Consider the following 20,687-nt stretch of genomic DNA (forward strand, 5'->3'; position numbering starts at 1 on the left):
CTCAGAACTGTGCCAATGCGGGCACGTCCGCCAACGCACAATCCGGGATGCCTTCGGCCGCCCGCAGCAGGAAGTTCAGTTTCTCGATGCGCTCCCCCGACCGCGGTGCGCCGTTCTTCTGAAACGGCGCCCCCAGGCCCACCGCCAGGTCCATCACCACATCGTCGATGACGCCGCCCGAGCGGCCCGACGGGATGGCCAAAACCTCGTTGCGCCTGGCATATTCGAAGCAGTCCAGGGCTTCGGCGATCGTTCCGACCTGGTTGGGCTTCAGAATGAACCCGTCCACGGCGGACGTCTCGACGGCGCGCTGCAACCGGGCCCGGTTGGTGACGATCAGGTCGTCGCCGAGGATGATCGAGCGGCGCACCGTCTGCACCGCTTTGGCGAACCCGGCCCAGTCATCTCCGTCGAGCAAGTCTTCGATGAACAGCATCGGGAACTCGTGCGATAGTGCCCGGGCATAGTCGATCAACGCCTCCGCGGTCACCCGCTCGCCATTGAATGCGTATGTCGCCGAGTCGCTGTCGTATACCCCACTGGACGCGCAGTCCAGGGCGAACGCCATGATGTCGGCGCAGCCGGCGCGCTCGACGGCCTCGCCCAGCAGCGCCAGCACCACCTGCGGATCGCTGGACGGCGCGATGTATCCGTACGACGACGCCAGCATCGGCGTGCGGCCGAGGCGCTCAGTGAGCACCTCGCCGAGCGTCTCGAACAAGCTCACGCCTTTCTCGACCGCGGATTCGATCGAGTCCGCGCGATAGGGCACGACGAGGAACTCACTGAAGGTCTGGCAGACATCGCCGTAGTGCCCGCCGTTGATCATGTTGAAGCTGGGCACCGGGACGGTGGCCGGCGGTTCGAGCCCGAGCAGTGCACCGATGTAGCTGTAGGTGGGTGTACCGGCCGCGGCGGCGGCGGCCCGCAGCAGCGCGATCGACGTGGAGTAGATCGCGTTGCCGCCGAGCCGGTGCTTGTCCGGCGTCCCGTCGAGCTCGATCATCATCCGGTCCAGGGACCGGGGATCGTCGAGTTCAGCGCCGATCAGGGCGGGGGCGATTTCGTCGGTCACGGCGGCGATGGCGCGGTGCACGCTCAGCCCGTTGTAGTGGGTTGGATCGGCATCCCGTAGCACGAACGCCTCATGTGAACCGACCGAACTGCCCGTCGGCGACGCGCCGCGGGCGACAACGCCGGTATCCGTGGTGATCTCGACCTCGAGCAGGGGCCGGGCTTTGCAATCCAGCAGTTGGCGGGCGATGACGGATGCGATCTTCATCATCGACCTCCCGGACCCAGGAGCCCAGCCTAAGACCGCGCCACTGAAAGATCACTGAGAGGCGGCATACTAGGATTTACACAAGTCCGGATTGTGAAAACTTTGTGCGGGATCAAAGGAGGATCGTCATGCGGCCGGTAGTGAACCTTGATCGCTGTGAAGGCAATGCCTACTGCGTGAACATCGCGCCGAATGTTTTCCGGCTTGACGATGACGACTATGCGGTGGTCACCGCCGATCTGGTCCCCGCCGACCAGGAGGCCCTGGTCGAGCGGGCCATCGCCGAGTGCCCGCGCGCCGCCCTGTCCCGCGAAGACTAGGGTCCGACGCCCCGGTACCGCGCGTCTACCCGTGCTCTTCCTGGACGCCGAACGTGTTGACGGCGAGAGCCAGCAACAGGTATCCGCCGATCGTGAACGTCAGATCCATGCATTGCTGGTGCGTGAACAGTTCACCCAGTTGATCCCAGGTCGCCTGGCTGATCGTGCTGTCACCGGTGAGATCGTCGACGGCCCGGATCACCGCCTGGTCGGTCGGGTCGGCGCAGCGCCCGGACCGGATGTCCTCGATCTCGGCCTCGGTCAGGCCGGCGCGCAAAGCGATCGGGATGTGGTGCGACCACAGATAGCCGCAATCGCTGCGGTGCACCGCGCGCAGCAGCGCGACTTCGCGCGCCCGGGGCGACAGCGTCGACCGGGTGAGCAAGTAGGCGTTGAACGGCAGGTAGGCCGCGGTCAGGTCGGGGTGGCGCACCAATGTCGATAAAACATTGCCGGCGCCAACGGGATTCGCCCGCTCGGCCGGGATCAGCGATGCCAGCGCCGCGCGGGCGCTGTCGTCCCACTCGTCGGCGGGCAGCGGTGTCAGGCGCAGTGGATGCCGGTCGGCCGTGGTCATGCTATTGGATCGGTTCGTCGCCGAGCACGGTGGTGCGCAGCATCTCTCGTTGTGAGTCCGGGTCGTACGGGGCGGCGCGGTGCAGCACCCCGCGGTTGTCCCAGATCACGGTGTCGCCGATCGACCAGCTGTGGCTGTAGACCCTGTCCGGCACCGTGGCGCGCTCGAGGAGTTCGTCAAGCAGTGCGCGTCCCTCATCGAGATCCATGCCGACGATGTAATCCGCGGAGGCACCCAGCACCAGCGACTTGCGGCCGCTGCGGTGCGTCCACACCAGCGGATGTTCGTGGGTGCGCCGAGATCGCCAGCGCTGTACCTGTTCCGGCGAAGGGTCGGGGTAGACGCGACGCTGGGAAGCCTCCAGCGAGTGCACCACCCGCAGGGCGCCGAACCGCTGCTTCTCCTCGTCGGTCAGGCCGTCGTAGGCCGCGTACGAGTTGGCGAATTCGGTTTCGCCGCCCCATTCGGCGACCTGTACCGCCGACAACACCGTGGCCTTCTGCGGGCATTCGTCGCCCAGCGGAGTGCAGCCGTCGATGTGCCAGTCGAACGTGGCCTTCAGGTAGGCGGCCGAGGCGTTCTTGGACTTGTCCAGGGTGATCGGGTAGATGCCGGGCACCGGATGGTGGCCGTCGGAGGAATGGTCGATCTCGCCCAGGCGACGGCAGAAGCCGACCTGGGCCTCCGGGTCGAGTCGCAGACCGCGAAAGACCAGAACCCCGTTGTCCTCCAACGCATCCAGCACTGCTTCACCGACGGAGTCGTCGCTTGCCAGAGCGGCCGGCTCCAGGCCCGCGACCTCGGCGCCGACGGACTCGGTGAGCTTGGTGATGGTGAGCAGACTCATGGTCGCTCCTTTCGGAAAAAGTGACTTTGCCGCGCCCGCCTTCGGCGTAGCGCTTAGGGCACGGGTCCGCCGGTGCGGACCATGACGGCGTCGGCGGAGTCGACCGGGGCGGGTTGATGCATGATCTCCACCGCCATGGCGACCATGATCAGCGAATAGATCATGTGCAGCAGGTTCAGCGCGTCGTCGGGCACATTGTCGAGGGGGAACTTGTCGCAGTAGTCGATCGCCTCTTCGAGGCGCGGGAAGAACGCGTCGTAGAATTCGCGCAGCTGCGGCATCGACGCGTTCACCCGGGCGTTCCAGCGCTCGGTTTCGGTTGCCAAGCACCAGGTTCGGGCGTAGTCCTCCAGCTCGGCGAATGCGCTGGGCAGCATGGTTTGCATCGTCAGACTCCTACCGAATCCTGTTCGCGGCGAAAGGCTTCGACCCAGTCGACGGTGACCTTGTGCAGATGGCGCACCAGGATCTCCTGGTCGTTGAGGGGAAACTCGTCGACGATGCCGTATTCCAGTGCCGCCTGCGTACCGCCGAGCATCCCGGCGTCCTGCAACGCAAACTCCTTCAGCACCACCGAGGCGACTTCGTGCTCGATCCGCTCCCGCACGGTGCGCGCCGGATGGAAGTAGGTGTACGCCTCGAATCGGTGCGTGTTGTGTGAGGTGGGCCAGTACCTGTACAGCAGATACCATCCGCCGTAAATCAGGATCTCGAGGTTCGGGAAGATCTGGAAATTGCTGATGCCCCAGGGCTCGATCCCTCCAGGATTGAGCCCTGGGGGGAGTTCGCCGATGTCGGGCGTTCGCCACGGCCCCACCAGCCCGCTGCGCGTGGCCCGCTCGATCGGGTACATGTACTCCGGGGGCAGCAGCCAGCGGCGCCGCCCGGCCGTGGAGACCAACCGGTGCGGGCCGTCGAGTTGGAAATGCCCGCAAGTGAATCCGGCGTTGAGGTCACGCACCTCCGAGGGCACCTGCTGGGAGTGCAGCGAGGGCACGTGGTAATACTCCTGGAAGGCGTCGGCGAAGATCTTCCAGTTGCTGTTGTTGTGGGCCACCCATTCGTAGCGTTCCGTCAGCTTGCCGAAGGGATAATCGTCGAGGCCGGTGATCATCGGCCCGAGGAACTCACGCAGGCCCTGGCGTGGTTCGGGGTCGAAGTTGATGAAGACGAAGCCGTTCCACACGTCACAGCGCACCGGACGCAGCCCATACTGCGCGAGATCGAGGTCGAAGAACTCCGACTCCTGCTGGACGAATTTAAGTGCGCCCTGCAGATCGTAGCGCCAGCCGTGATATTTGCAGGTGAACTGCCTGCACGTGCCGCGGGTCTCGTCGCCGGGAAAGTCGTTCCACACGAGCTTGTTTCCGCGGTGACGGCACACGTTATAAAAGGCGCGGATGCGCCGGTCTTTGCCCTTGACCAGGATCACCGAGACGCCGGCGACCTCGATCTCCTTGGTGAGGTAGCTGCCGACCCGCGGCAACTCCTCCACCCGTGCGACGTTCAGCCACGCGCGTTTGAAGATCGCTTCGCGCTCGAGTTCGTAGAACTCCCGAGACGTCGAGTCCTTGAAAGACACCGGCCCGGTTCCCAATTCGGGGTAGTGCTCGGTCCAGGAGCCCTCCGGGGGCCTGCCTGCTCTGGTCATCGAATCCTCGCTATCACATCACCGCTCCGCCGTTGACGCCCAGAACCTGGCCGGTGATGTACCTCGCTTCGTCGGAACACAAAAACCCCACGGCCGCGGCGATGTCGGCCCCGGTGCCGAGGTAGCCCAACGGGATATTGCTGGCGATCTGCTCGTTGGACGGCAGGTACCCGGCGGCCTGGCCCTGGTGCTGCATCGGGGTCTCGATGCCCGAGGGCGGAATGTTGTTCACCGTGATCCCGTGCGGTGCGTACTCGCGGGCCAGCGACTTCGTCAAGGTGATCACCGCACCCTTGGACGCCGCGTAGTGGGCGGCGTACGGGGAGCCGCGCTGGGCGCTCGAGGAGGAGATCATCACGATCCTGCCCCAGTTCGCCTCCACCATGTCCGGCAGCGCGAGCTGGCAGCAATGAAAGGTGCCGGTGAGATTCACATCGATGATCCGAGACCAGGTTTCGGCGGTGATGTCCAAGAAGGGCGAAAAATCGAACATGCCGGCGCTGGTCACCAACACCGTCACCGGGCCCAGCTCGCTGCGCACCTTGGCGAAGGCCTGCTCCACGGCGGACCGATCGGTGACGTCGGCGCCCACCCCGAGCGCGGTCATCCCCTTGGCCCGCAGGTCATCGGTCACCCGTTGTGCGGCATGCTCGTTGACGTCGAGAACGGCGACTTTCATTCCGCGCCGGCCCAATTCATGGCAGGTCGCCTCGCCCATCCCCGAGGCACCGCCGGTCACCACCGCCACCCTGGTCATCGACTCCGCTCCACCTTGTCCCTCACTCGTAGACCACCCGCACCGTGGGACTGGTGGGCAGCGCCTGACACGCCAACACCCAGCCCTCCTCCACCTCATCCGGTTCGAGCGCGTCGTTGTTGATCATCCGGGCGCTGCCCTGCGTCAGGCGCGCCATACACGTTCCGCACGAACCGATCTCACACGACGACGGGGCCCGCAGGCCGGCCATCCGGGCCGTCTGCAGCAACGTGTTGCCCGGATCGTAAGACGCCGTTGTCGTGACTCCGTCGAGCACGATGGTGACCTTGTCGGTGGCCACGCCGGTGTCGGATGGCGCCGCCGCGGCAATGTCGTTCACGTCGAAATGCTCCACGTGCAGACGGTCGGCCGGCACACCCGCCGCGGACAGGGCGGTTCGCACGGTCTCCATGAATTCGTTCGGCCCGCAGATGTACACGTCGGCGTCTCGCGCGTCCCGGACGAACGCCTCGACCTCCGCCTGGGTGACGAAACCCCTGTCATCGTCGAGATGATGGTGCAGCACGAAACGATCGGCGTGCCGCGTGTTGAGCGAGGCCAACGCCTCATCGAAGATCACCGCGGCACGACTCCGATTCGCATAGAACAATCGCGCGTCGCGCTTGCCGGACATCAGCGCCGTACGCACGAGCGAAAACACCGGGGTGATGCCGCTTCCGCCGGCGAATGCGACCAGCTCTCGATCGCTCTCGTGCAAAACGAAACGGCCCTGCGGCGGCAGGGCGGGCAGCTGATCGCCGGGAGCGGCCGTGTCGTTGAGCCAGTTCGACACCACGCCGTCACGGTCGCGTTTGACCGTGATCTGCAAATCCTCGCCCAGGTCAGGTGACGACGACATCGAGTAGCACCGTCGATGCTCGCGGCCATCGACGCTCACCAGCAGAGTCAGAAACTGTCCCGCTTGGTATCCGAACAGCTCCGCGCTGCCCGGCGGGACATCGAGGACGATCGACACGGCATCGCGGGTTTCGGGTATCACGCGCTTGATCCGCAGCGGCACAAAGCCATCCGGCAAGGCAGCCACATCGACACCGCCGCCGGACTCGGTCACTGCCGCCGAACCGGCGTTCGCAACCGCGCGAATTTCATCCATCCCGGCCACAGTATCAACTACTTGCGATTAGTCTCAAGTACTAGATACTGCTGGTGCGCGTCAGGAGCCCCGATGGCGTCGTCCTGGGCGGGGTCAGCCGTCGACGTGGTCGTTGAACAGCTCATGTCCGGTGCCCTTTTCGACGACGCGTCCCAGCAATTCGCGCAGGGTCCGCTGCTCTTGTTCGTTCAGCACGCCGAACACCTCCTGGTGTGCGGCGATCGCGTCATTGACCACGGTTTCGGCGACCGTGCGGCCCTCCCCGGTCAGGTAGGCCCGCAGGATGCGGGCGTGCTGCGGGTCCTGTTTTCTTTCCACCAGGCCGCGGCGTTCCAGGGCGGTGAGTGCCAGCTGGACGCCCTGGGGGCTGATCAGCAGGCGCCGCGCCAATTCCGCGCCGGACAGGCCGGGCTCGTTGGCCAGTTGGCGCAGCACGCCGATCTGGGCGGTGCTCACGCCGTGTTCGCGCATCGCCTCGTTGATGGTGGTCAGCGAGTAGTAGAAGGCCTGCTTGAGCAGCCACAGGATGTTGTCGGTGAGTTCCATTCCCGCCTCCATTACGCCGCGGGGCTTTTGTACATCTGCCCGTTTTTCATGACAAAGCGGACGTCGAGCGTGGCGGCGATGTCGTCGAAAGGGTCTCCGGGAACGGCGATGATGTCGGCCAGGTAGCCGGGGGCCAGCCTGCCCAACTCGTCATCCGCCTCGATCAGCTCGGCGGCCACCACGGTGGCCGCGCGGATCGCTTGCGCGGGAGTCATGCCGCGTTCGACCAGCGCACCGAGTTCCTTGGCATTGTGGCCGTGCGGGATGGCCGGCGCATCGGTGCCGCATGCGATGCGCACGCCGGCGTCGATTGCCTTGGGCAGCATCGACTTTGCGCGCGGGAACACCTCGAGCGCTTTCTTGCGCAGCTCCGGTGCGATGCGGTCGATGGCCATCGCGTCGGTCAGATACGTCGTCGACACCAGGAACGTGCCGTGGTCGACCATCATCTGGATGGTCTCGTCGCTGGCCAGGAAGCCGTGTTCGATGCAGTCGATGCCGGCGCGGATGCACGCCTGGACCGCACTGTCCCCGACGGCGTGCGCGGCTACCCGCACTCCGGCCCGGTGGGCCTCGTCGGCGATCGCGGCGAACTCGGCGTCGGAGTACTGCTGGGCACCCGGAGCGGTGCTGTGTGACATCACCCCGCCCGAAGCCGAGACCTTGATCAGCTTGGCGCCGTGCCGAATTTGGTAACGCACGCAGGCGATCACGTCGGGCACACCGTTGGCGATGCCTTCGGCCACCGACAGCGGCATGATCCCGGGGGCCAACCGCTGGAACACCGTGGGGTCCAGATGCCCGCCGTACGGTGTGACCGCATGGCCGGCCGGATAGATGCGCGGCCCGACGTGCCAGCCCTGGTCGATGGCGCGCTGCAGCGCGACGTCGAGCAGGTAACCCCCGGTCTTGACCATCAGACCGAGATTGCGCACGGTGGTGAATCCGGCCTCCAGCGTGGTGCGCGCGTTGACCGCGCCGCGCAGCGTGCGATACGCGGGGTCGTCCTGCACCCCATGCATGGGCGCCGGCAGGCCCTCCGGACCGCCGGGGCCGCCGATGAGCAGGTTGAGTTCCATGTCCATCAGCCCCGGGAGCAGCGTGACGTCGCCGAGGTCGACGACGGTCGCCGAATCTACAAGCGGCTCTTGAGGATTGATCGCGGTGATGCGTTCGCCGTCGATCACCACTTCCGCCGGCGTGTGGATCTGGCCGGTCACGACGTCACCCCATCGCGCCGCGCGCAGCACGGTGGTCATGGAACGGGCTCGGACACGCAGTCCAGCCTCGACGCACCCGAATCGGGGACGCGGGGCTGTTTCCAGCATTCCACCGGGAACGAGACCATAATCATGGAATAGAGCAGGTGCATCAGATTCTGGACATCGTCGGGCAGGTCGTCGAGAGAAAACTTGTCGCAGAACGCCAATGCCTCTTCGGCTCGCGCGGTGATCGCGTCGTAAAACGCCTTCATTTCCGTCATCGAGCTGGCCAGCCTCTTGGCGTAGCGTTCGGGCTCGCTGGGCAGGCACCAGTCGGCGAACCGTTCGAGGTCGGCGAACTCGGGAGGCAGCGTCGGCATCGTGTTCACACTCCCGCCGTGGAAGTCCGGCGATAGTCGTCGATCCAGGCCGCGGCCTCCTTATGCAAGTGGCGAATCAGAACCTCCTGGTCGCAGAGTAAGAACTCGTCAATCACTTGGGATTCGAGCATCATCTGCGTCGCCTCGAGCGTGTTGGCGTCCTGCAACCCGTATTCCTTGAACGACACCGCCGCCAGTTCCTGGGCCACCCGCTCGCGCGGGGTGCGCGGCGCCGGGAAGTACAGCGTGCCTTCGAAAAGGTGGCTGTTGTAGGACGTCGGCCAGTAGTGGTAAGTCAAATACCAGCCCTGGCCCCAGAAGAGGATGACGAAGTTGGGGAAGAGCTGGAACGAGTCCAGGCCCCAGGGATCGCATTTCGCGGGGTTGAGGCCCGCGGGCATCGGCCCGAGATCGGGCTTCTCCCACGGGCCGAAGAGTCCGCTCTGGCAGATGTCCTCCATCGGCTTACGCATCTCGTCGGCCATCTCCCAGGCCCGCACCCCCGAGGTGCTGACCAGCCGGTGAGGCCCGTCCAGCCGGTAGTGCGGGGCCTCAAAACCCGCCTCGGCGGCCGCCTTTGAGTACGCGGTCGGCGACTGGTTCGCATGCAACACAGGCGCGTGATAAAACTCCTGGAACGCGTCCATGTAGAGCTTCCAGTTCGCCTTGACTTCCGAGCGGTAGTACCAGCGAGACGTCATCTTGTCGAAGGGGTAGCCCTCCAGCCCGGTGACCATGGGCCCCAAGAACTCTCGCAACGACCGCTCTGGCTTCTTGGCGAAGTTGACGAAGATGAAGCCCTCCCACACGTCGCAGTGCACCGGCACCAGGCCGTAGCGACTCTTGTCGAGGTTGAAGAACTCCTCCTCCTGCTGCACAAAGGTGAGGTTGCCATCCAGGTCGTAGCGCCAGGCGTGGTATTTGCAGGTGAACTGCCGGCACACGCCACGCGTTTCCTCCTGCGGCATGTCGTTCCACACGAGTTTGTTGCCGCGGTGTCTGCACACGTTGTGGTAGGCCTTGATGTCTCCGGACGCCGTGCGCACCAGGATGATCGATGTGTTGACGACCTTCAGCTCCCGGGTGAGGTAACTGCCCTTTCGTGGAAGCTGTTCAACGCGACCGACATTGAGCCAGGCCCGTTTGAAGATGGCCTGGCGTTCTAGCTCGTAGATCTCGGGGTTGATGGAGTCCTCGTAGGACACCGGATCGGTGCCCAACTCGGGGTAGTGCTCGGTCCAGCTGCCCTCCGGCGGTTTGGGGAATCGAGCCATGATCGCTCCTTATGCAGTCCACTCTCACCGAACCTTCGGCGCCCAGCCGCTCGCCGCAGCACTGTGCACGCGAAACAACCACCTGCGCACCGGTTTAATCCCTGAGAGCTCCGTCACGGCCGACGGTATATCCTCGACCCCATCAATAGCAAGTAGTTGATATTGGCTGCGGGAGGCGCGGATGGACCACAACCACGGAGTGCGAACAGCGGCGAGCGATCGGGCGCGGCCGCGGACCGGCGTCGTGCAGGTCATCTCACCGCATACCGAGAAACCCATCGCCGAGGTCGACGCGGCCGGCCCCGACGACGTCGACGCCGCGCTCGCCGCCGCACGCACGGCCTTGACCTCGGCACCCTGGGGCCGTAGCGAGCCGTCGGAACGCATCGCCGCAATCCGGCGCCTGGCCGACATCTACGATCGGCGCCGCCCGGAGATGGCCAATACCATCAGCGCCGAGATGGGGGCACCGATCAGCTTCGCCCAGCGGGCCCAGGTCGGCCTCCCCGCATTCATGATCCGCGCGTTCTGCGACCTGGCGGAGCGTCATCCGTGGCGGGAGAGCAGGCCCGGGTTCTTCGGTGCCGACGTGCTGGTGCACAAAGAACCCGTCGGCGTCGTCGCAGCGATCGTGCCCTGGAACATGCCCCAGTTCCTCATCGTCACCAAACTGGTGCCGGCGCTGTTGGCCGGCTGCACCGTCGTGCTCAAGCCCGCACCCGAAAGCCCCTTGGACGCCCTGCTTTTAAGCGAGATGCTCGACGAGGCCGGCCTGCCGCCCGGCGCGGTCAGCGTTCTCCCCGGCGACGCCGCGCTCGGCGCCTACCTCGTTGCGCACCGCGGAGTGGACAAGGTCTCCTTCACCGGCTCCACCACGGCAGGCCGCGCCGTGGCGGCGGCCTGCGCCGCCAACCTCACCAAGCTCAGCCTCGAACTCGGCGGCAAGTCGGCGGCGCTAATTCTCGACGACGCGGCGCCGGACAAGGTCGCCGCCGGAGTGCGATCGGCCAGCCTGTCCAACAGCGGGCAGATCTGCAATGCGCTGACGCGCGTCCTGGTTCCCCAATCCCGTCACGATGAATACGTCGATGCGCTCGCCGCCGAGATGAGCGGACTTCGCGTCGGCGACCCCAGCGACCCACAGACTCACCTCGGTCCCCTGGTCTCGCGTCGCCAGCAGCAGCGCGTGCGCGACTACATCAACATCGGTCAGCACGAGGGGGCGCGCCTGATCGTCGGCGGCGCCGACATGCCCGGCGGACTAGACCGTGGCTGGTACGTCCAGCCCACCCTGTTCGCGACCGCCGACAATTCGATGCGCATCGCACGCGAAGAGATCTTCGGTCCCGTCATCACCGTGATCCCCTACCGCGACGAGGACGAGGCGGTCCAGATCGCCAACGATTCCGACTACGGGTTGGCCGGCTCGGTCTGGGGCAACGACACCGGCCGGGCCCTGGCACTGGCCACGCGGATCCACACCGGCACCGTCGGCATCAACCAGGGCTACACCATGGACCCGTTCGCGCCCTTCGGCGGCGTCAAAGCCAGCGGTTACGGCCGGGAGCTCGGACCCGAGGGTCTCGACGGCTACCTCGACACGAAGTCGATCGCGGTAGCGCCGGCCGGTTAGGTAACTAGCTGGTCTCGCTCGCGACGTACACGGCGACGTATCCGATGGGGATGCCGGTCCAGCTCGCGATGCACTCCCGTGCCGCCAGCTCCACGACGGCCCGGCTGACGGCGCGGGTGGCCCTGCCGATCTCGGGAATCCGGATCATCCATCCGTCCGCGTCGCGAGAGATCTCGATATCGAAGCACTGACCGACCATCGGACACTTCACGCGGGGTGCGACCCGCTGTCGGCGGGCGCTGCGCAACGATTGGCGGCGCAGCAGAGTGGGCTGAACGGGCATGGCTGCTTTCGGTGAGTCGCGGACGAACCGCGGGCAAGATTAATCCGCAACGGGGCGAAAACCTAATCGGCGGTCTCGGCTGGATAACGGCAAACCGTCGGTAGGTACGGATTGCGCTTCGCCGTCTTGCGGCGGGACTCGACTTTCTCGTTGCGACAAGCCACCCGAGGATGGGACGGACGGGGGTTGTGCGATTTAATCATGTTCGGCCCGAACCGATTTCGCCCTGGTGGTCTGACGCGCTCGTCGGCACCGCCGGCACGATTGCCGAGCCTCGATCGCATCGTTTCGCGTGCCGGCCACGCAACCGGCGTTGCAAGTGATCGTTACCAAAAGTTGGCCAAACTGGGCGGGATCCTGATTAGTGCCGTTCTAATTTTTTTGGCCAGACGGCCATGTCTTCCGATCGAGCGTCGAACCCGGTGTCCTAATGATGTGATGTGGACCACATCTCTGGATAGCCTGTTGCGCAGGTCACAACGGAGGAGATTTCATGGTTGGCGTGGATCGCTCTAGAAAGGCCGTCATCGCCCCTCGTGCCGGCGCGGCCGTCAATTCACATCGCCTGCTCGTCGCCGTCCTGACGGTCACGGTATTCATCTGCGCGATCGTGGGCGTCATCGCGGCCGCGATGATGGGGCAAACCACTGCGGCGCTCCTCATCGCGCTTGTGGCTGGTGGATGGTTCTCCGCCGCCGCCCTCTGCTAGCCGGCATCCGCGCGGGCGTCGCGCCACCGGTTGATTCCTATCTGTCGCAACGCTTTTACTCACGCGCCTTGGGAGCGTCAAGAGAGCATTGCGGAAGCCGGTGTAGTGACTCGGGACCGCCGTGCACCCGCAGGCGGCGTCGTCCGCCCTCTTCGGTGTCAACGCCGACAGGTGACTCCTCCCCGCGCCCCTCGGCCGGATCGACGAAAAGTTGCAGTTCGTCGGAATCGACGAACAACACCGCATCATCGTGCGAAAGCCTCCATGGGTGGTCATCGGTGGGCCACCGGCCACCGATGACCCGAATGGCGTCGCCATCACCTGCCTCGCCTTCTTCCGCATCGGCCATGACGCAATCGACCCACAATTTCGCCGGCACCGGACGGAAGTACACCGCGAGGCGTTGACGGTTGAGGTCCAGGTCGACCGGCATCCCGATCGGAGGAAGCGATGTGCCCTCGGGTTGGTCGTTCAGCGATTTCTTGACCTGGCGAGAACCGACGCCGGTACCGAACCAGTCGACGGTCAGGACGGTGGTGATGTATTGCGCGATCGCCAGTGTTAACAATCCGCCTGCGCCGGCGGCGCCAACCCCAGCAGCCCCGGCCACCCAGGTCACCGGCAGCGCAAGCAGCCCGACGACCGCCGCCGCGCCCGCGGCCGTGGCCACTTTTCCGGCCGCTGTCAGGCTGAAGTCCGCATTCACGTCCGGCTCGGAGTTCTGCGCGGGCCGAACCCCGACCGTTCGCGGTAGCCGATCGAATCGCTCGCTGACCCTTTTGACTTCCGCCTCGTATTCTTCGGCGCTGAGATCACCGGCGCGTTTCTTCTGACCGGCCAGACTCAGCCTCTGCTCGAGAAACTCGATGGTGTCAACGTCCTCTCGCAACAGTTCCTTCCCCTTCGGATCACGCGGAATGTCGCCGAGGCCCATCTCGTACACCACCTTGAAGGTGGCCTTGAAGTCGTAGAGCTTGGTATCGGCACTCACGGTCCCGTCGACGACCAACCGGCCGTCCTCGGTTCGCGGCACGATATCGGCGTCGAGGGCGTCGAGGCTGCGGTCTTGACCGCCGATACTGATGGTCTTGGGGCCCGCCAGCGCGCACGGCGCGTCGGGGTCGAAGTCGCTCTCGTCGAGGTTGAAACTGTTCATCACCGTGTCGCGAACCTGCCGCAGGATGCTCCACCCGGTGGCGGCCAGAGCTGCCTTCTCCCGGGGATTTTCGGCCAGGACGGACGCGGGTAGTTCCTCCCCCGGCGGCAATTCGCGCAGCGTCCGCAGCTGCACCACCATCGACTCCTCGGTGTCCTCACCGACCTCGAAGCGCTGCACGACGGCGTCGAGTTCTTTGACCGTGCTGTCGTCTTGGGCCTCGGGGTCGACGTCCACCGGCGACGGCAGCAGCGCCTGAATTCCGTTGTCTCCCATCGACTCCAGTTGCGGGCCGACCGCATCGGCGATTTGGGCGGCAAGCGAGTCGAGCACCCTGGTTCTGGCTTCCTCATCGGAGAGGCCGGGGTGCTGGAGTTTCTCCAGGTTCACCATCAGTTCCCCTGCGATGCTGTGGGTTATCCAGTACGCCTCGGCGTAGTCGAGTTCCCATGTGATCCGCGGGTCTTGTCCGCGGAAGACCGTGAACCCGTCCTCACGCCGCTCGACGTGCGGGCCGAAGAGCCACCCGGCGTGCGGGTCTTTCAACGGGGTGGCTACCAGTACAGGAGCATCCTGGGAGGTGAAGTTGAGCGCGATCGTCTGCTTGCCCGGCTCTAATTGGTGCGGCTCGAGCTGATCGTGAATTGTCAAGCGGCCGAACAGCGGAATCTCGTTGTACGGGATCTCGCGCGACTCTTCGGCGCGCGGACCATCCGGGATCGTGATTGTCGCCGGGGGCAGCGAAACCAACGGGATGCAGGTGACCGAGTCGATAACGATCTTCGAATCGAAAATCACCAGGTCAATCGCGAAGTGCCGCAGAGGGTCGCGGAGTTCACCGTCGGCTTCTTCCTGCCATAGCCGCTGACGAGAGTCGCGGACGAACCACACGCGATCCAGGGTGAGGTCGAGAGTGGCCGTTGCGGAGTAGCCGGTACCGTCGACGGACTGCGTGTACTTGTCACCGCTGAACATCTCGACCGTCTGATCCTGCACTCGTTCGCGATGAATTTCGATGATCGTGTCGGGGCGATGCATGTCATAACTCCGTCCCTCGGCGGTACGCACGACAGGGTCGTCGCGTATGCGGTTATGTCGGCCCGATCAGTGAACTCCAGTCGGCTTGTGGATCCTGTACCCAAAAAGGCGCGTGTCGAGTCACCCCCAGGCCCATGGGGAGTAGCGGACGTCCGCCTTTGCTAGTCCGGTCGGCTCGGCGGAAATTCCGCGCGCTTCTCGATGGCCTCGCGATAGGCATGGACCCGGCCCGGGATCGTCCCGAGCACCGCGATCGTGCGGCCGCCCCGTCCGTAAGCGCTGACGAACTGCCAGCCGTCCGGATTGCCTTCGATGACCTCGACAGTATCGTAATCAGTTGGCACGCCAAGCATTTGCACCTTGACGTCATATTGGTCGGACCAAAAGTACGGCACCGCGTCGAAGGGTTCTGCGCGCTCGGGCCCGGCCAGCAGTGTGCGCGCCGCGGCCTCGCCCTGACGTGCCGCGTCATCCCAGTGTTCGGTACGCAGGTGGCGCTCGTACAGCGGATGCCACCAGCGCGCCACGTCACCCGCGGCGACGACCGGGCCGTCGCCGGCGTTGCCCTCTGCGGCGCCAGTAGCGTCGCAGACCACCCCGTCGTCCAAATGCAGGCCCGAGTTCTCAAGCCACGCGGTGGCCGGCGTCACGCCGAGCCCTACGATGACGACATCAGCCGGGACCTGCGAACCGTCGGTGAGCCGAACTGCCTCCACCCGTCCGTTGCCGGCGAACCCGTCGACTCCAACGCCGACGCGCAGGTCTACCCCGTGTTCCCGATGCAACTTCGCCCAGCAAGGCGCCAGCTCCGGGCCTAACGCTTGGACCAGCGGTCCGGAGGCCTTTTCAACGAGCACCACATCGAGCTCGAGCGATCGGCAGGTCGCGGCGACTTCGCTGCCGATGAACCCGCCCCCTACCACCACGACACGGGGACGCGAGCCGAGCCGTTCCCGGATGCGTAGACAATCCTCGACCGTCCGCAGCAAAAGGACCCCTTCGGGAGCCTGGCCGCCGGGCCATTCGCGCGGTTCGGCGCCACTGGCGATGACAACTCCGTCGAAATCCAGGGACAAGTTCTGGGCCTCATCGCGGACCTGGACGGTACGTGCGGACATGTCCAGCCCGACCGCAGTCGCACCTCTGAGCACCCTGGCATCCATGTCGAACTGCGGCGCCATGTCGACGCCCGCCCGGTGCACCTGACCGCTCAGCAGCTTCTTCGACAACGGCGGCCGATGGTAGGGGGCCTGTCGTTCGGCACCAACGATGGTGAGGGCGCCGTCGTATCCCTCCCGTCGCAGCGTTTCTGCCGCCCGAACCCCCGCCACGCCGGCACCAACAACGACGATCTGCCGCAACTGACGATTTGTGGCCATCGCCTCAGTCCTCCTCCACCACGATCGCCTGGGTGGGACAGGACACTTCGGCGGCCTTCAACGGTCCGCGTAGTTCTCGCGGCGGCTGATCTTGGAGCAGGTGCAGCCCGTCCTCTCGTACGTCAAACACCTCGTGGCACAGGCTCATACACACACCATTGCCGTCGCAGGTGTCGAGGTCCACCGAAACCTTCATCGAACTGCGACCTTTCCTTCTAACTGCGCCCGCTCGCGAGCGGCCTTGGCCGCCGGCGACTTCTTGATGTACTCGACCGCCATCTCGGTGACGGCTTCGGGACCGGGGTGATGATGGGGCCGCATGTACCTGGCGGGTTGCGTGACCATCAACTGCCAGGGGCCGGGCAACTTGTACTCGCGGGCCGCACGCAACCAATCGCGCCAGCGCCACTTCTGGTCGATGGTCGGGTCATGGGCCATCAGATACTTCGCTCCGGCAATCCACCATCCGTAGAACAGCGGCGTAGTCATCAACATCGAGAAGGCCCTGATGAAGTAGTTGCCGCACACGTGCTGGTAGACGTCGAACACCAGTGAGCGGTGTTCGACCTCCTCGGCCCCGTGCCAGCGCAGCAGATCCAGCATCATCGGGTCGGTGCCGGCGTAATCCAGACCGCGGTTCTGCAGCACCCATTGGCCCAACATCGCGGTGTAATGTTCCAGCGCCGCCACGTCGGCCAGGCGCCGATACAGCCACCACCGCTTCATCGCCGGCGGAAACCACTTCGGCGGATCCCCCAGCGCCACAGACAGCATTTTCCGCAGTCGCGACGTGTACGGCTTCGTGTCGATGCCCTGTTCGGCCAGATGGTCGAGCACCACCTGATGCGCCCAGGCGTGCCAGGACTCCTGCTGGATGAACGGTTTGATCGCCGCCTCCAGCTCGGGGTCATCGACCAACGAAGACGCCTCCAGGACTGCCTTGATGAAGTGCCGCTCGCCCTCCGGCAGCAGCAGATGCAGCACGTTCATCATGTGTGTTGAGAACGGGTCGTCGGGCACCCAGTGCAGCGGTGTCTCGGACCAGTCGAATCGGACCATCCGGCGATAGCGCGGATGTCCGTCGTGGTGAAGTTGGACCTCGGGCATCAAAACTCCTCCCGTCGACCGGCAACGCTTAGTCGGTCGTTCCCGTTCTGGTTAGAGGGAAACAAGTCGGCTCGCGGCCGAACCGCTGCAGGCGACCGTTCCACTGCGAACAACCGTTCACTCAGTGGCGTACCCACGCGAGCCGTCGGTTATGCGTTACCAGCGGTACAGGATGCTGAGAGTTCGCTGGGTAGGTGAACGTGCGAGAGCAGGCACTGTGGATGAAGGAGTGGGGGGCCGCGACGCGGCCGCAGCCGCGATCGGCGGCGGCGTTCGGCCTCCGAAGCGGTCACCGAGCCGGCGGCTGGGTCTCTGAGTGCGGCTTCGGCGACGAAACAAGGCCCATCGCCCGCAGCAGCGGCGGCCGGCTCACGAGTCGGGCGCTCACGGAAGCCCGCCCCCGCATCCGGTGGAAGTTGAACCACGGGGCCAGCGTCGGCCCACCAACCCGCCGGTCAGCATTCGGCCCGTACATCGCACGGTTCTCGAGCAGTCAAGGAACCGAGAACCGGGTGAACCCGCGACTCACAACATCCAGAAGTCGACGGGGCTCAAGCACGTTGCCACTCGGACGAGGGATGCGGTGCTATCACACGGTGTCGTGCCCGTGGCTGTGGCAGTCCTGGCAGCCGTCGTCGGCAGCGTTATCTGGATGCGCCGACGTTGACATTGCCGGGTCTTCGCTTTCCTCAGCGTCACGCGTGAGTGCGTGGAGACATGTCGCAGTTCGAGCTCACGCGTGTACCTGTCAACTGTTGACGCGCAGTCCCTTCCGCTCCTCAAGCTCTTCGTCGCCCACGCGTTCGAGCATGGGTTGACCGGGCGTGCAAAACAAATGTGAGGACGAAGCTACAAGGGATGTCAGTGCGGTTGTTAGCGTCCTGATAGTGGATCACGTCGCCGCCAGGTCCCCAGAACGCATCTCCGGCGCGAAGAACACGTGGCGGTTCACCCTCGATCTCGAACAACATCGCACCGTCAATCATGTAACCGAATCCCGGACCGCCAGGAAGGCGATGTGGCGGATAACCGGGGGCGCCCGGTGGATGGTTGATGAGAACAGTCATCACATGGGCATCGCCAGGAAGCGACGGTGACCGTACTTCCTGCAGGACCTTCATCGTTGATTTCGATCCGGAGTCACTCGTACTCTGCAACCTTCGTTATCCCCTCTTGTGGTGGCGAAACGCATGCACCCCTTCAAATTCCCTGACTGCGGCAGCTGGAGTGTGTGTCGATCCAGTCGGAGTAGCGAGTCGTGAAGATCGTGGCGTGTTCGTCGGGCGCGAGGGTGTGGTCGTCGATCACCGCACCGAAGTACGGCGCCTGGGCGTCAGTCACGACCCGACGTCGATCACCAATGGCGGCAAGGCCTGTGCGGACAAAGTCGTCCATCCCCATTGTTTCGGGCCCAGCGATCTCCGTGACTCCGTTGATGGGACGGCCGACAGCCGCGCGGGCCACGGCGGTGGCGACGTCGTCCGCGGCTATGGGCCGGAACAACGCGTGTGGCAGTCTGACGATGTCGCCGCCTGTCGCGGAATCGGCCAAGCCAACCGCGAATTCGTAGAAAGGAGTCGCTCGCACGATCGAGTAAGGCCGGCCCGAATCCCTGATCACGTTCTCCTGGGCTGCTTTCGCGGTGTTGTAGCCGCTATCCGGCATGACCTGCGCGCCCACCACGGACAACGCGACGTGGTGTTTGACGCCCGCTTCCCGCTCGGCGGAGAGGAGATTCATCGTCGTGGTTGTGAAGAAATGCATCACGGGTTCATCGTCGAACACCGGTGAATCGGCGACATCGGCCAGGACATCCGCGCCGGCGAGGGCATTGGCGAGGCCCTCGCCAGTAAGGGAATCGACACCTGATCGGCGAGAGGCGGCGACTACCTCATGCCCCTGCGCGCTGAGCTTGGACGCTACTTTCGAGCCGATCAGCCCACGACCGCCGATGACAACGATCTTCATGATGAACCTTTCAGAATTGCGCTTGACTGGTTATCGTCCCACCGACATCGCTTTGGCTGAAGAGGGATTTCGAGACCGCCGGTTCATCACTGAATAGGTCAGTGCGATCTCTCCTTCTTGGTTCACGGCGTCCGGCGCAGGACGGCCGCCGGACTACTTGCGGCCGGCCATAAAGCCGCCGTCGACGTTGAGAATCGCGCCGGTGACCCAGCTGGCCTGGTCGGAGAGCAGATATGTGACGGCGTTGGCGACGTCGGCGGGGGGTGCCGACTCGGCCCAGGGGATGAAGCGGCGCGAAAGTGTCAAGCGTGGCGTCGATCTCGTCCTTGGGGACCCATCGCTCGAGAGCGGGTGTCTTCACGGCGGCCGGCGCCACCGCGTTGACCCGAATCTTGTGCACGGCAAGCTCGATCGCCAGGTTATGGGTGAGCGCATGCAGCCCAGCTTTTTGCATCGAGTGCCCAGCCGACGGGGTCGCGCCAACGGCCTGATGCGCCCACATGCTGCCGATGTTGACGATAGAGCCGCGCTCACCGCGGTTGATCATGCCCTCAACCACGGTCTGCGTCAGGAAGAACAGGGCATAGTTGAGCTCCATGTACGAGTCGTAGAACTGCTCGTCGTACTCGAGAAACGGCTTGGGGACGAAGAATCCGGCCGCGTTGACGAGCAGTGTCGCATCGCTGTGCTGCTCGGAAAGCGCGCGCTGCACATCAGCGATAGCGGCGCGGTCCGTCAGCTCGGCGGCGACGCCCCAGGCTTCACCCGACCGGCTGGTGAGCTCAGCGACGCTGTCGTCGACGCGAGCCTTCGAGCGTCCGACGATCACCGCGCTGCCGCCGTGATCGACGACGTCCATCGCCACCTGCCGCCCGATGCCGGCACTGCCGCCGACAACAATGACTTTCTTGGCCTCGAAATGCATTCGGGTCCCTCCTGGCTCTCCTGATGGCTTCGACTGGACCGCCGCTTTTCGTATCGACGGCGCGTCGTATTGAGACTGCGGCAGGTGGGGTGAGCTGTCATCACCCCAACCACCGGTTCACCCGGGTGAGTAATGCGCTGCCCTAAGCCGAAGCAGCGGTGGATAAGTGCTGGCAAACCAGCACCGATTTAGGGCCATGGAGCGTAGCCTGACCACTATGGTCAAGAGCAAGATCAAGACCTGCATACATTGCGGCCACACGTTCGACCTGAACGACCCACGGCGTGACCTGTCCGATCCGGACTGGCTTCCGGATGCAACGGTCTATTGTTCGCATGATTGCAGTGACCAATTCCATCGCAACCTGGGGCATTGCTGCTCGACCCACGTGAAAGAGAAGGCCAAGCGCGATGCCGCCAAGGCGGCGAAAAGCGGAGTGTAGAAGCGCGAGCCGCGGATTCAGCCAGCGCGCCGGCAAGCTCAGCGCAGCCAACCCTTCACCGGCGCAACACAATCCGCAACCGGCTGGCGCGGTCGTG

21 protein-coding genes and 2 pseudogenes are annotated in these 20,687 nt (G+C 64.9%); 4 read left to right on the forward strand and 19 right to left on the reverse strand.

All coding sequences use genetic code 11. The features are described from left to right. Position 1: 1 nt before the first annotated feature. Positions 2-1,285 carry a phosphopyruvate hydratase gene (gene eno, locus AC5Y4H_RS12180; RefSeq protein WP_499981885.1) on the reverse strand — a complete coding sequence of 428 codons (1,284 nt, stop codon included), beginning with the start codon at positions 1,283-1,285 and terminating at the stop codon, positions 2-4. Between the two features lie 125 nt (positions 1,286-1,410). On the opposite strand from eno, the gene AC5Y4H_RS12185 reads away from it, so the two are divergent. Continuing rightward, a complete protein-coding gene (locus AC5Y4H_RS12185) occupies positions 1,411-1,602 on the forward strand; it encodes a ferredoxin (RefSeq protein ID WP_499981887.1) in 192 nt (63 codons plus the stop codon). A 25-nt stretch (positions 1,603-1,627) separates the two neighbouring features. Here the strand turns inward: AC5Y4H_RS12185 and AC5Y4H_RS12190 are convergent, their stop codons facing one another. From AC5Y4H_RS12190 to AC5Y4H_RS12235, 10 genes are all read right to left on the reverse strand, one after another. After that, a complete protein-coding gene (locus AC5Y4H_RS12190; protein ID WP_499981890.1) occupies positions 1,628-2,179 on the reverse strand; it encodes a carboxymuconolactone decarboxylase family protein in 552 nt (183 codons plus the stop codon). 1 nt (position 2,180) lies between these two features. Further along, complete coding sequence (locus AC5Y4H_RS12195) at positions 2,181-3,026, reverse strand: TauD/TfdA dioxygenase family protein (RefSeq protein WP_499981892.1); 846 nt, start codon at positions 3,024-3,026, stop codon at positions 2,181-2,183. 53 nt (positions 3,027-3,079) lie between these two features. Next, positions 3,080-3,418, reverse strand: coding sequence for a hypothetical protein (locus AC5Y4H_RS12200; RefSeq protein ID WP_499982037.1), 339 nt, complete (start codon positions 3,416-3,418; stop codon positions 3,080-3,082). Then, a complete protein-coding gene (locus tag AC5Y4H_RS12205) occupies positions 3,415-4,677 on the reverse strand; it encodes an aromatic ring-hydroxylating oxygenase subunit alpha (protein ID WP_499981895.1) in 1,263 nt (420 codons plus the stop codon). The genes AC5Y4H_RS12200 and AC5Y4H_RS12205 overlap by 4 nt, the downstream gene beginning before the upstream one ends. A 13-nt stretch (positions 4,678-4,690) precedes the next feature. After that, a complete protein-coding gene (locus AC5Y4H_RS12210; RefSeq protein ID WP_499981897.1) occupies positions 4,691-5,434 on the reverse strand; it encodes an SDR family NAD(P)-dependent oxidoreductase in 744 nt (247 codons plus the stop codon). 22 nt (positions 5,435-5,456) lie between these two features. Next, on the reverse strand, positions 5,457-6,548 hold the full coding sequence (locus AC5Y4H_RS12215) for a 2Fe-2S iron-sulfur cluster-binding protein (protein ID WP_499981899.1): 1,092 nt from the start codon (positions 6,546-6,548) through the stop codon (positions 5,457-5,459). Positions 6,549-6,641: 93 nt separating this feature from the next. After that, complete coding sequence (locus AC5Y4H_RS12220; protein WP_065056314.1) at positions 6,642-7,094, reverse strand: MarR family winged helix-turn-helix transcriptional regulator; 453 nt, start codon at positions 7,092-7,094, stop codon at positions 6,642-6,644. An 11-nt stretch (positions 7,095-7,105) separates the two neighbouring features. Further along, entirely contained in the window at positions 7,106-8,353 is a 1,248-nt protein-coding gene (locus tag AC5Y4H_RS12225) for a metal-dependent hydrolase family protein (RefSeq protein WP_499981902.1), read from the reverse strand. Next, complete coding sequence (locus tag AC5Y4H_RS12230) at positions 8,350-8,685, reverse strand: hypothetical protein (protein ID WP_499981904.1); 336 nt, start codon at positions 8,683-8,685, stop codon at positions 8,350-8,352. The genes AC5Y4H_RS12225 and AC5Y4H_RS12230 overlap by 4 nt, the downstream gene beginning before the upstream one ends. Beyond that, entirely contained in the window at positions 8,682-9,950 is a 1,269-nt protein-coding gene (locus tag AC5Y4H_RS12235) for an aromatic ring-hydroxylating oxygenase subunit alpha (RefSeq protein ID WP_499981906.1), read from the reverse strand. Before AC5Y4H_RS12235 ends, AC5Y4H_RS12230 begins: the two co-directional genes overlap by 4 nt. Positions 9,951-10,131: 181 nt before the next feature. Here AC5Y4H_RS12235 and AC5Y4H_RS12240 point away from each other — a divergent pair, with 181 nt between their 5' ends. Then, positions 10,132-11,583: an aldehyde dehydrogenase gene (locus AC5Y4H_RS12240; protein WP_499981908.1), complete on the forward strand. Its 1,452-nt coding sequence runs from the start codon at positions 10,132-10,134 to the stop codon at positions 11,581-11,583. Positions 11,584-11,587: 4 nt separating this feature from the next. Here AC5Y4H_RS12240 and AC5Y4H_RS12245 read toward each other — a convergent pair whose 3' ends face one another. Beyond that, positions 11,588-11,782, reverse strand: a complete 195-nt coding sequence (locus tag AC5Y4H_RS12245) for a long chain fatty acid-CoA synthetase Faa4p (protein WP_499982040.1) — start codon at positions 11,780-11,782, stop codon at positions 11,588-11,590. Between the two features lie 577 nt (positions 11,783-12,359). Here AC5Y4H_RS12245 and AC5Y4H_RS12250 point away from each other — a divergent pair. Next, a complete protein-coding gene (locus AC5Y4H_RS12250) occupies positions 12,360-12,575 on the forward strand; it encodes a hypothetical protein (RefSeq protein ID WP_499982056.1) in 216 nt (71 codons plus the stop codon). Positions 12,576-12,630: 55 nt separating this feature from the next. Here the strand turns inward: AC5Y4H_RS12250 and AC5Y4H_RS12255 are convergent, their stop codons facing one another. From AC5Y4H_RS12255 to AC5Y4H_RS12285, 7 genes and pseudogenes are all read right to left on the reverse strand, one after another. Further along, positions 12,631-14,769 carry a hypothetical protein gene (locus AC5Y4H_RS12255; RefSeq protein WP_499981910.1) on the reverse strand — a complete coding sequence of 713 codons (2,139 nt, stop codon included), beginning with the start codon at positions 14,767-14,769 and terminating at the stop codon, positions 12,631-12,633. 161 nt (positions 14,770-14,930) lie between these two features. After that, the gene (locus AC5Y4H_RS12260) at positions 14,931-16,148 is read right to left on the reverse strand and encodes an NAD(P)/FAD-dependent oxidoreductase (RefSeq protein ID WP_499981914.1); all 1,218 of its coding nucleotides are present in this window, start codon (positions 16,146-16,148) and stop codon (positions 14,931-14,933) included. A 4-nt stretch (positions 16,149-16,152) separates the two neighbouring features. Next, positions 16,153-16,344, reverse strand: a complete 192-nt coding sequence (locus tag AC5Y4H_RS12265; RefSeq protein ID WP_499981916.1) for a ferredoxin — start codon at positions 16,342-16,344, stop codon at positions 16,153-16,155. Then, positions 16,341-17,255, reverse strand: a complete 915-nt coding sequence (locus tag AC5Y4H_RS12270) for a metal-dependent hydrolase (RefSeq protein WP_499981918.1) — start codon at positions 17,253-17,255, stop codon at positions 16,341-16,343. The genes AC5Y4H_RS12265 and AC5Y4H_RS12270 overlap by 4 nt, the downstream gene beginning before the upstream one ends. 748 nt (positions 17,256-18,003) lie before the next feature. After that, positions 18,004-18,376 (reverse strand): annotated as a pseudogene (locus AC5Y4H_RS12275) (cupin domain-containing protein). A 79-nt stretch (positions 18,377-18,455) separates the two neighbouring features. Then, on the reverse strand, positions 18,456-19,223 hold the full coding sequence (locus tag AC5Y4H_RS12280) for an SDR family oxidoreductase (RefSeq protein ID WP_499981920.1): 768 nt from the start codon (positions 19,221-19,223) through the stop codon (positions 18,456-18,458). A 153-nt stretch (positions 19,224-19,376) separates the two neighbouring features. Continuing rightward, a pseudogene (locus AC5Y4H_RS12285) lies at positions 19,377-20,148 on the reverse strand (SDR family NAD(P)-dependent oxidoreductase). Positions 20,149-20,365: 217 nt separating this feature from the next. On the opposite strand from AC5Y4H_RS12285, the gene AC5Y4H_RS12290 reads away from it, so the two are divergent. Beyond that, positions 20,366-20,590 carry a ferric uptake regulation protein gene (locus tag AC5Y4H_RS12290; protein ID WP_499981922.1) on the forward strand — a complete coding sequence of 75 codons (225 nt, stop codon included), beginning with the start codon at positions 20,366-20,368 and terminating at the stop codon, positions 20,588-20,590. Positions 20,591-20,687 lie beyond the last annotated feature (97 nt).

Source organism: Mycobacterium sp. NGS58 (assembly GCF_059812385.1).

Bases quoted from the DNA above. Each gene is read 5' to 3' on its own strand.
- AC5Y4H_RS12290 (WP_499981922.1), top strand. From the start codon at position 20,366: ATGGTCAAGAGCAAGATCAAGACCTGCATACATTGCGGCCACACGTTC.
- AC5Y4H_RS12185 (WP_499981887.1), top strand. From the start codon at position 1,411: ATGCGGCCGGTAGTGAACCTTGATCGCTGTGAAGGCAATGCCTACTGC.
- AC5Y4H_RS12215 (WP_499981899.1), bottom strand. From the start codon at position 6,548: ATGGATGAAATTCGCGCGGTTGCGAACGCCGGTTCGGCGGCAGTGACC.
- AC5Y4H_RS12225 (WP_499981902.1), bottom strand. From the start codon at position 8,353: ATGACCACCGTGCTGCGCGCGGCGCGATGGGGTGACGTCGTGACCGGC.
- AC5Y4H_RS12190 (WP_499981890.1), bottom strand. From the start codon at position 2,179: ATGACCACGGCCGACCGGCATCCACTGCGCCTGACACCGCTGCCCGCC.
- eno (WP_499981885.1), bottom strand. From the start codon at position 1,285: ATGATGAAGATCGCATCCGTCATCGCCCGCCAACTGCTGGATTGCAAA.
- AC5Y4H_RS12255 (WP_499981910.1), bottom strand. From the start codon at position 14,769: ATGCATCGCCCCGACACGATCATCGAAATTCATCGCGAACGAGTGCAG.
- AC5Y4H_RS12210 (WP_499981897.1), bottom strand. From the start codon at position 5,434: ATGACCAGGGTGGCGGTGGTGACCGGCGGTGCCTCGGGGATGGGCGAG.
- AC5Y4H_RS12195 (WP_499981892.1), bottom strand. From the start codon at position 3,026: ATGAGTCTGCTCACCATCACCAAGCTCACCGAGTCCGTCGGCGCCGAG.
- AC5Y4H_RS12270 (WP_499981918.1), bottom strand. From the start codon at position 17,255: ATGCCCGAGGTCCAACTTCACCACGACGGACATCCGCGCTATCGCCGG.
- AC5Y4H_RS12220 (WP_065056314.1), bottom strand. From the start codon at position 7,094: ATGGAACTCACCGACAACATCCTGTGGCTGCTCAAGCAGGCCTTCTAC.
- AC5Y4H_RS12235 (WP_499981906.1), bottom strand. From the start codon at position 9,950: ATGGCTCGATTCCCCAAACCGCCGGAGGGCAGCTGGACCGAGCACTAC.
- AC5Y4H_RS12280 (WP_499981920.1), bottom strand. From the start codon at position 19,223: ATGAAGATCGTTGTCATCGGCGGTCGTGGGCTGATCGGCTCGAAAGTA.
- AC5Y4H_RS12250 (WP_499982056.1), top strand. From the start codon at position 12,360: ATGGTTGGCGTGGATCGCTCTAGAAAGGCCGTCATCGCCCCTCGTGCC.
- AC5Y4H_RS12245 (WP_499982040.1), bottom strand. From the start codon at position 11,782: ATGGTCGGTCAGTGCTTCGATATCGAGATCTCTCGCGACGCGGACGGA.
- AC5Y4H_RS12240 (WP_499981908.1), top strand. From the start codon at position 10,132: ATGGACCACAACCACGGAGTGCGAACAGCGGCGAGCGATCGGGCGCGG.
- AC5Y4H_RS12205 (WP_499981895.1), bottom strand. From the start codon at position 4,677: ATGACCAGAGCAGGCAGGCCCCCGGAGGGCTCCTGGACCGAGCACTAC.
- AC5Y4H_RS12260 (WP_499981914.1), bottom strand. From the start codon at position 16,148: ATGGCCACAAATCGTCAGTTGCGGCAGATCGTCGTTGTTGGTGCCGGC.
- AC5Y4H_RS12265 (WP_499981916.1), bottom strand. From the start codon at position 16,344: ATGAAGGTTTCGGTGGACCTCGACACCTGCGACGGCAATGGTGTGTGT.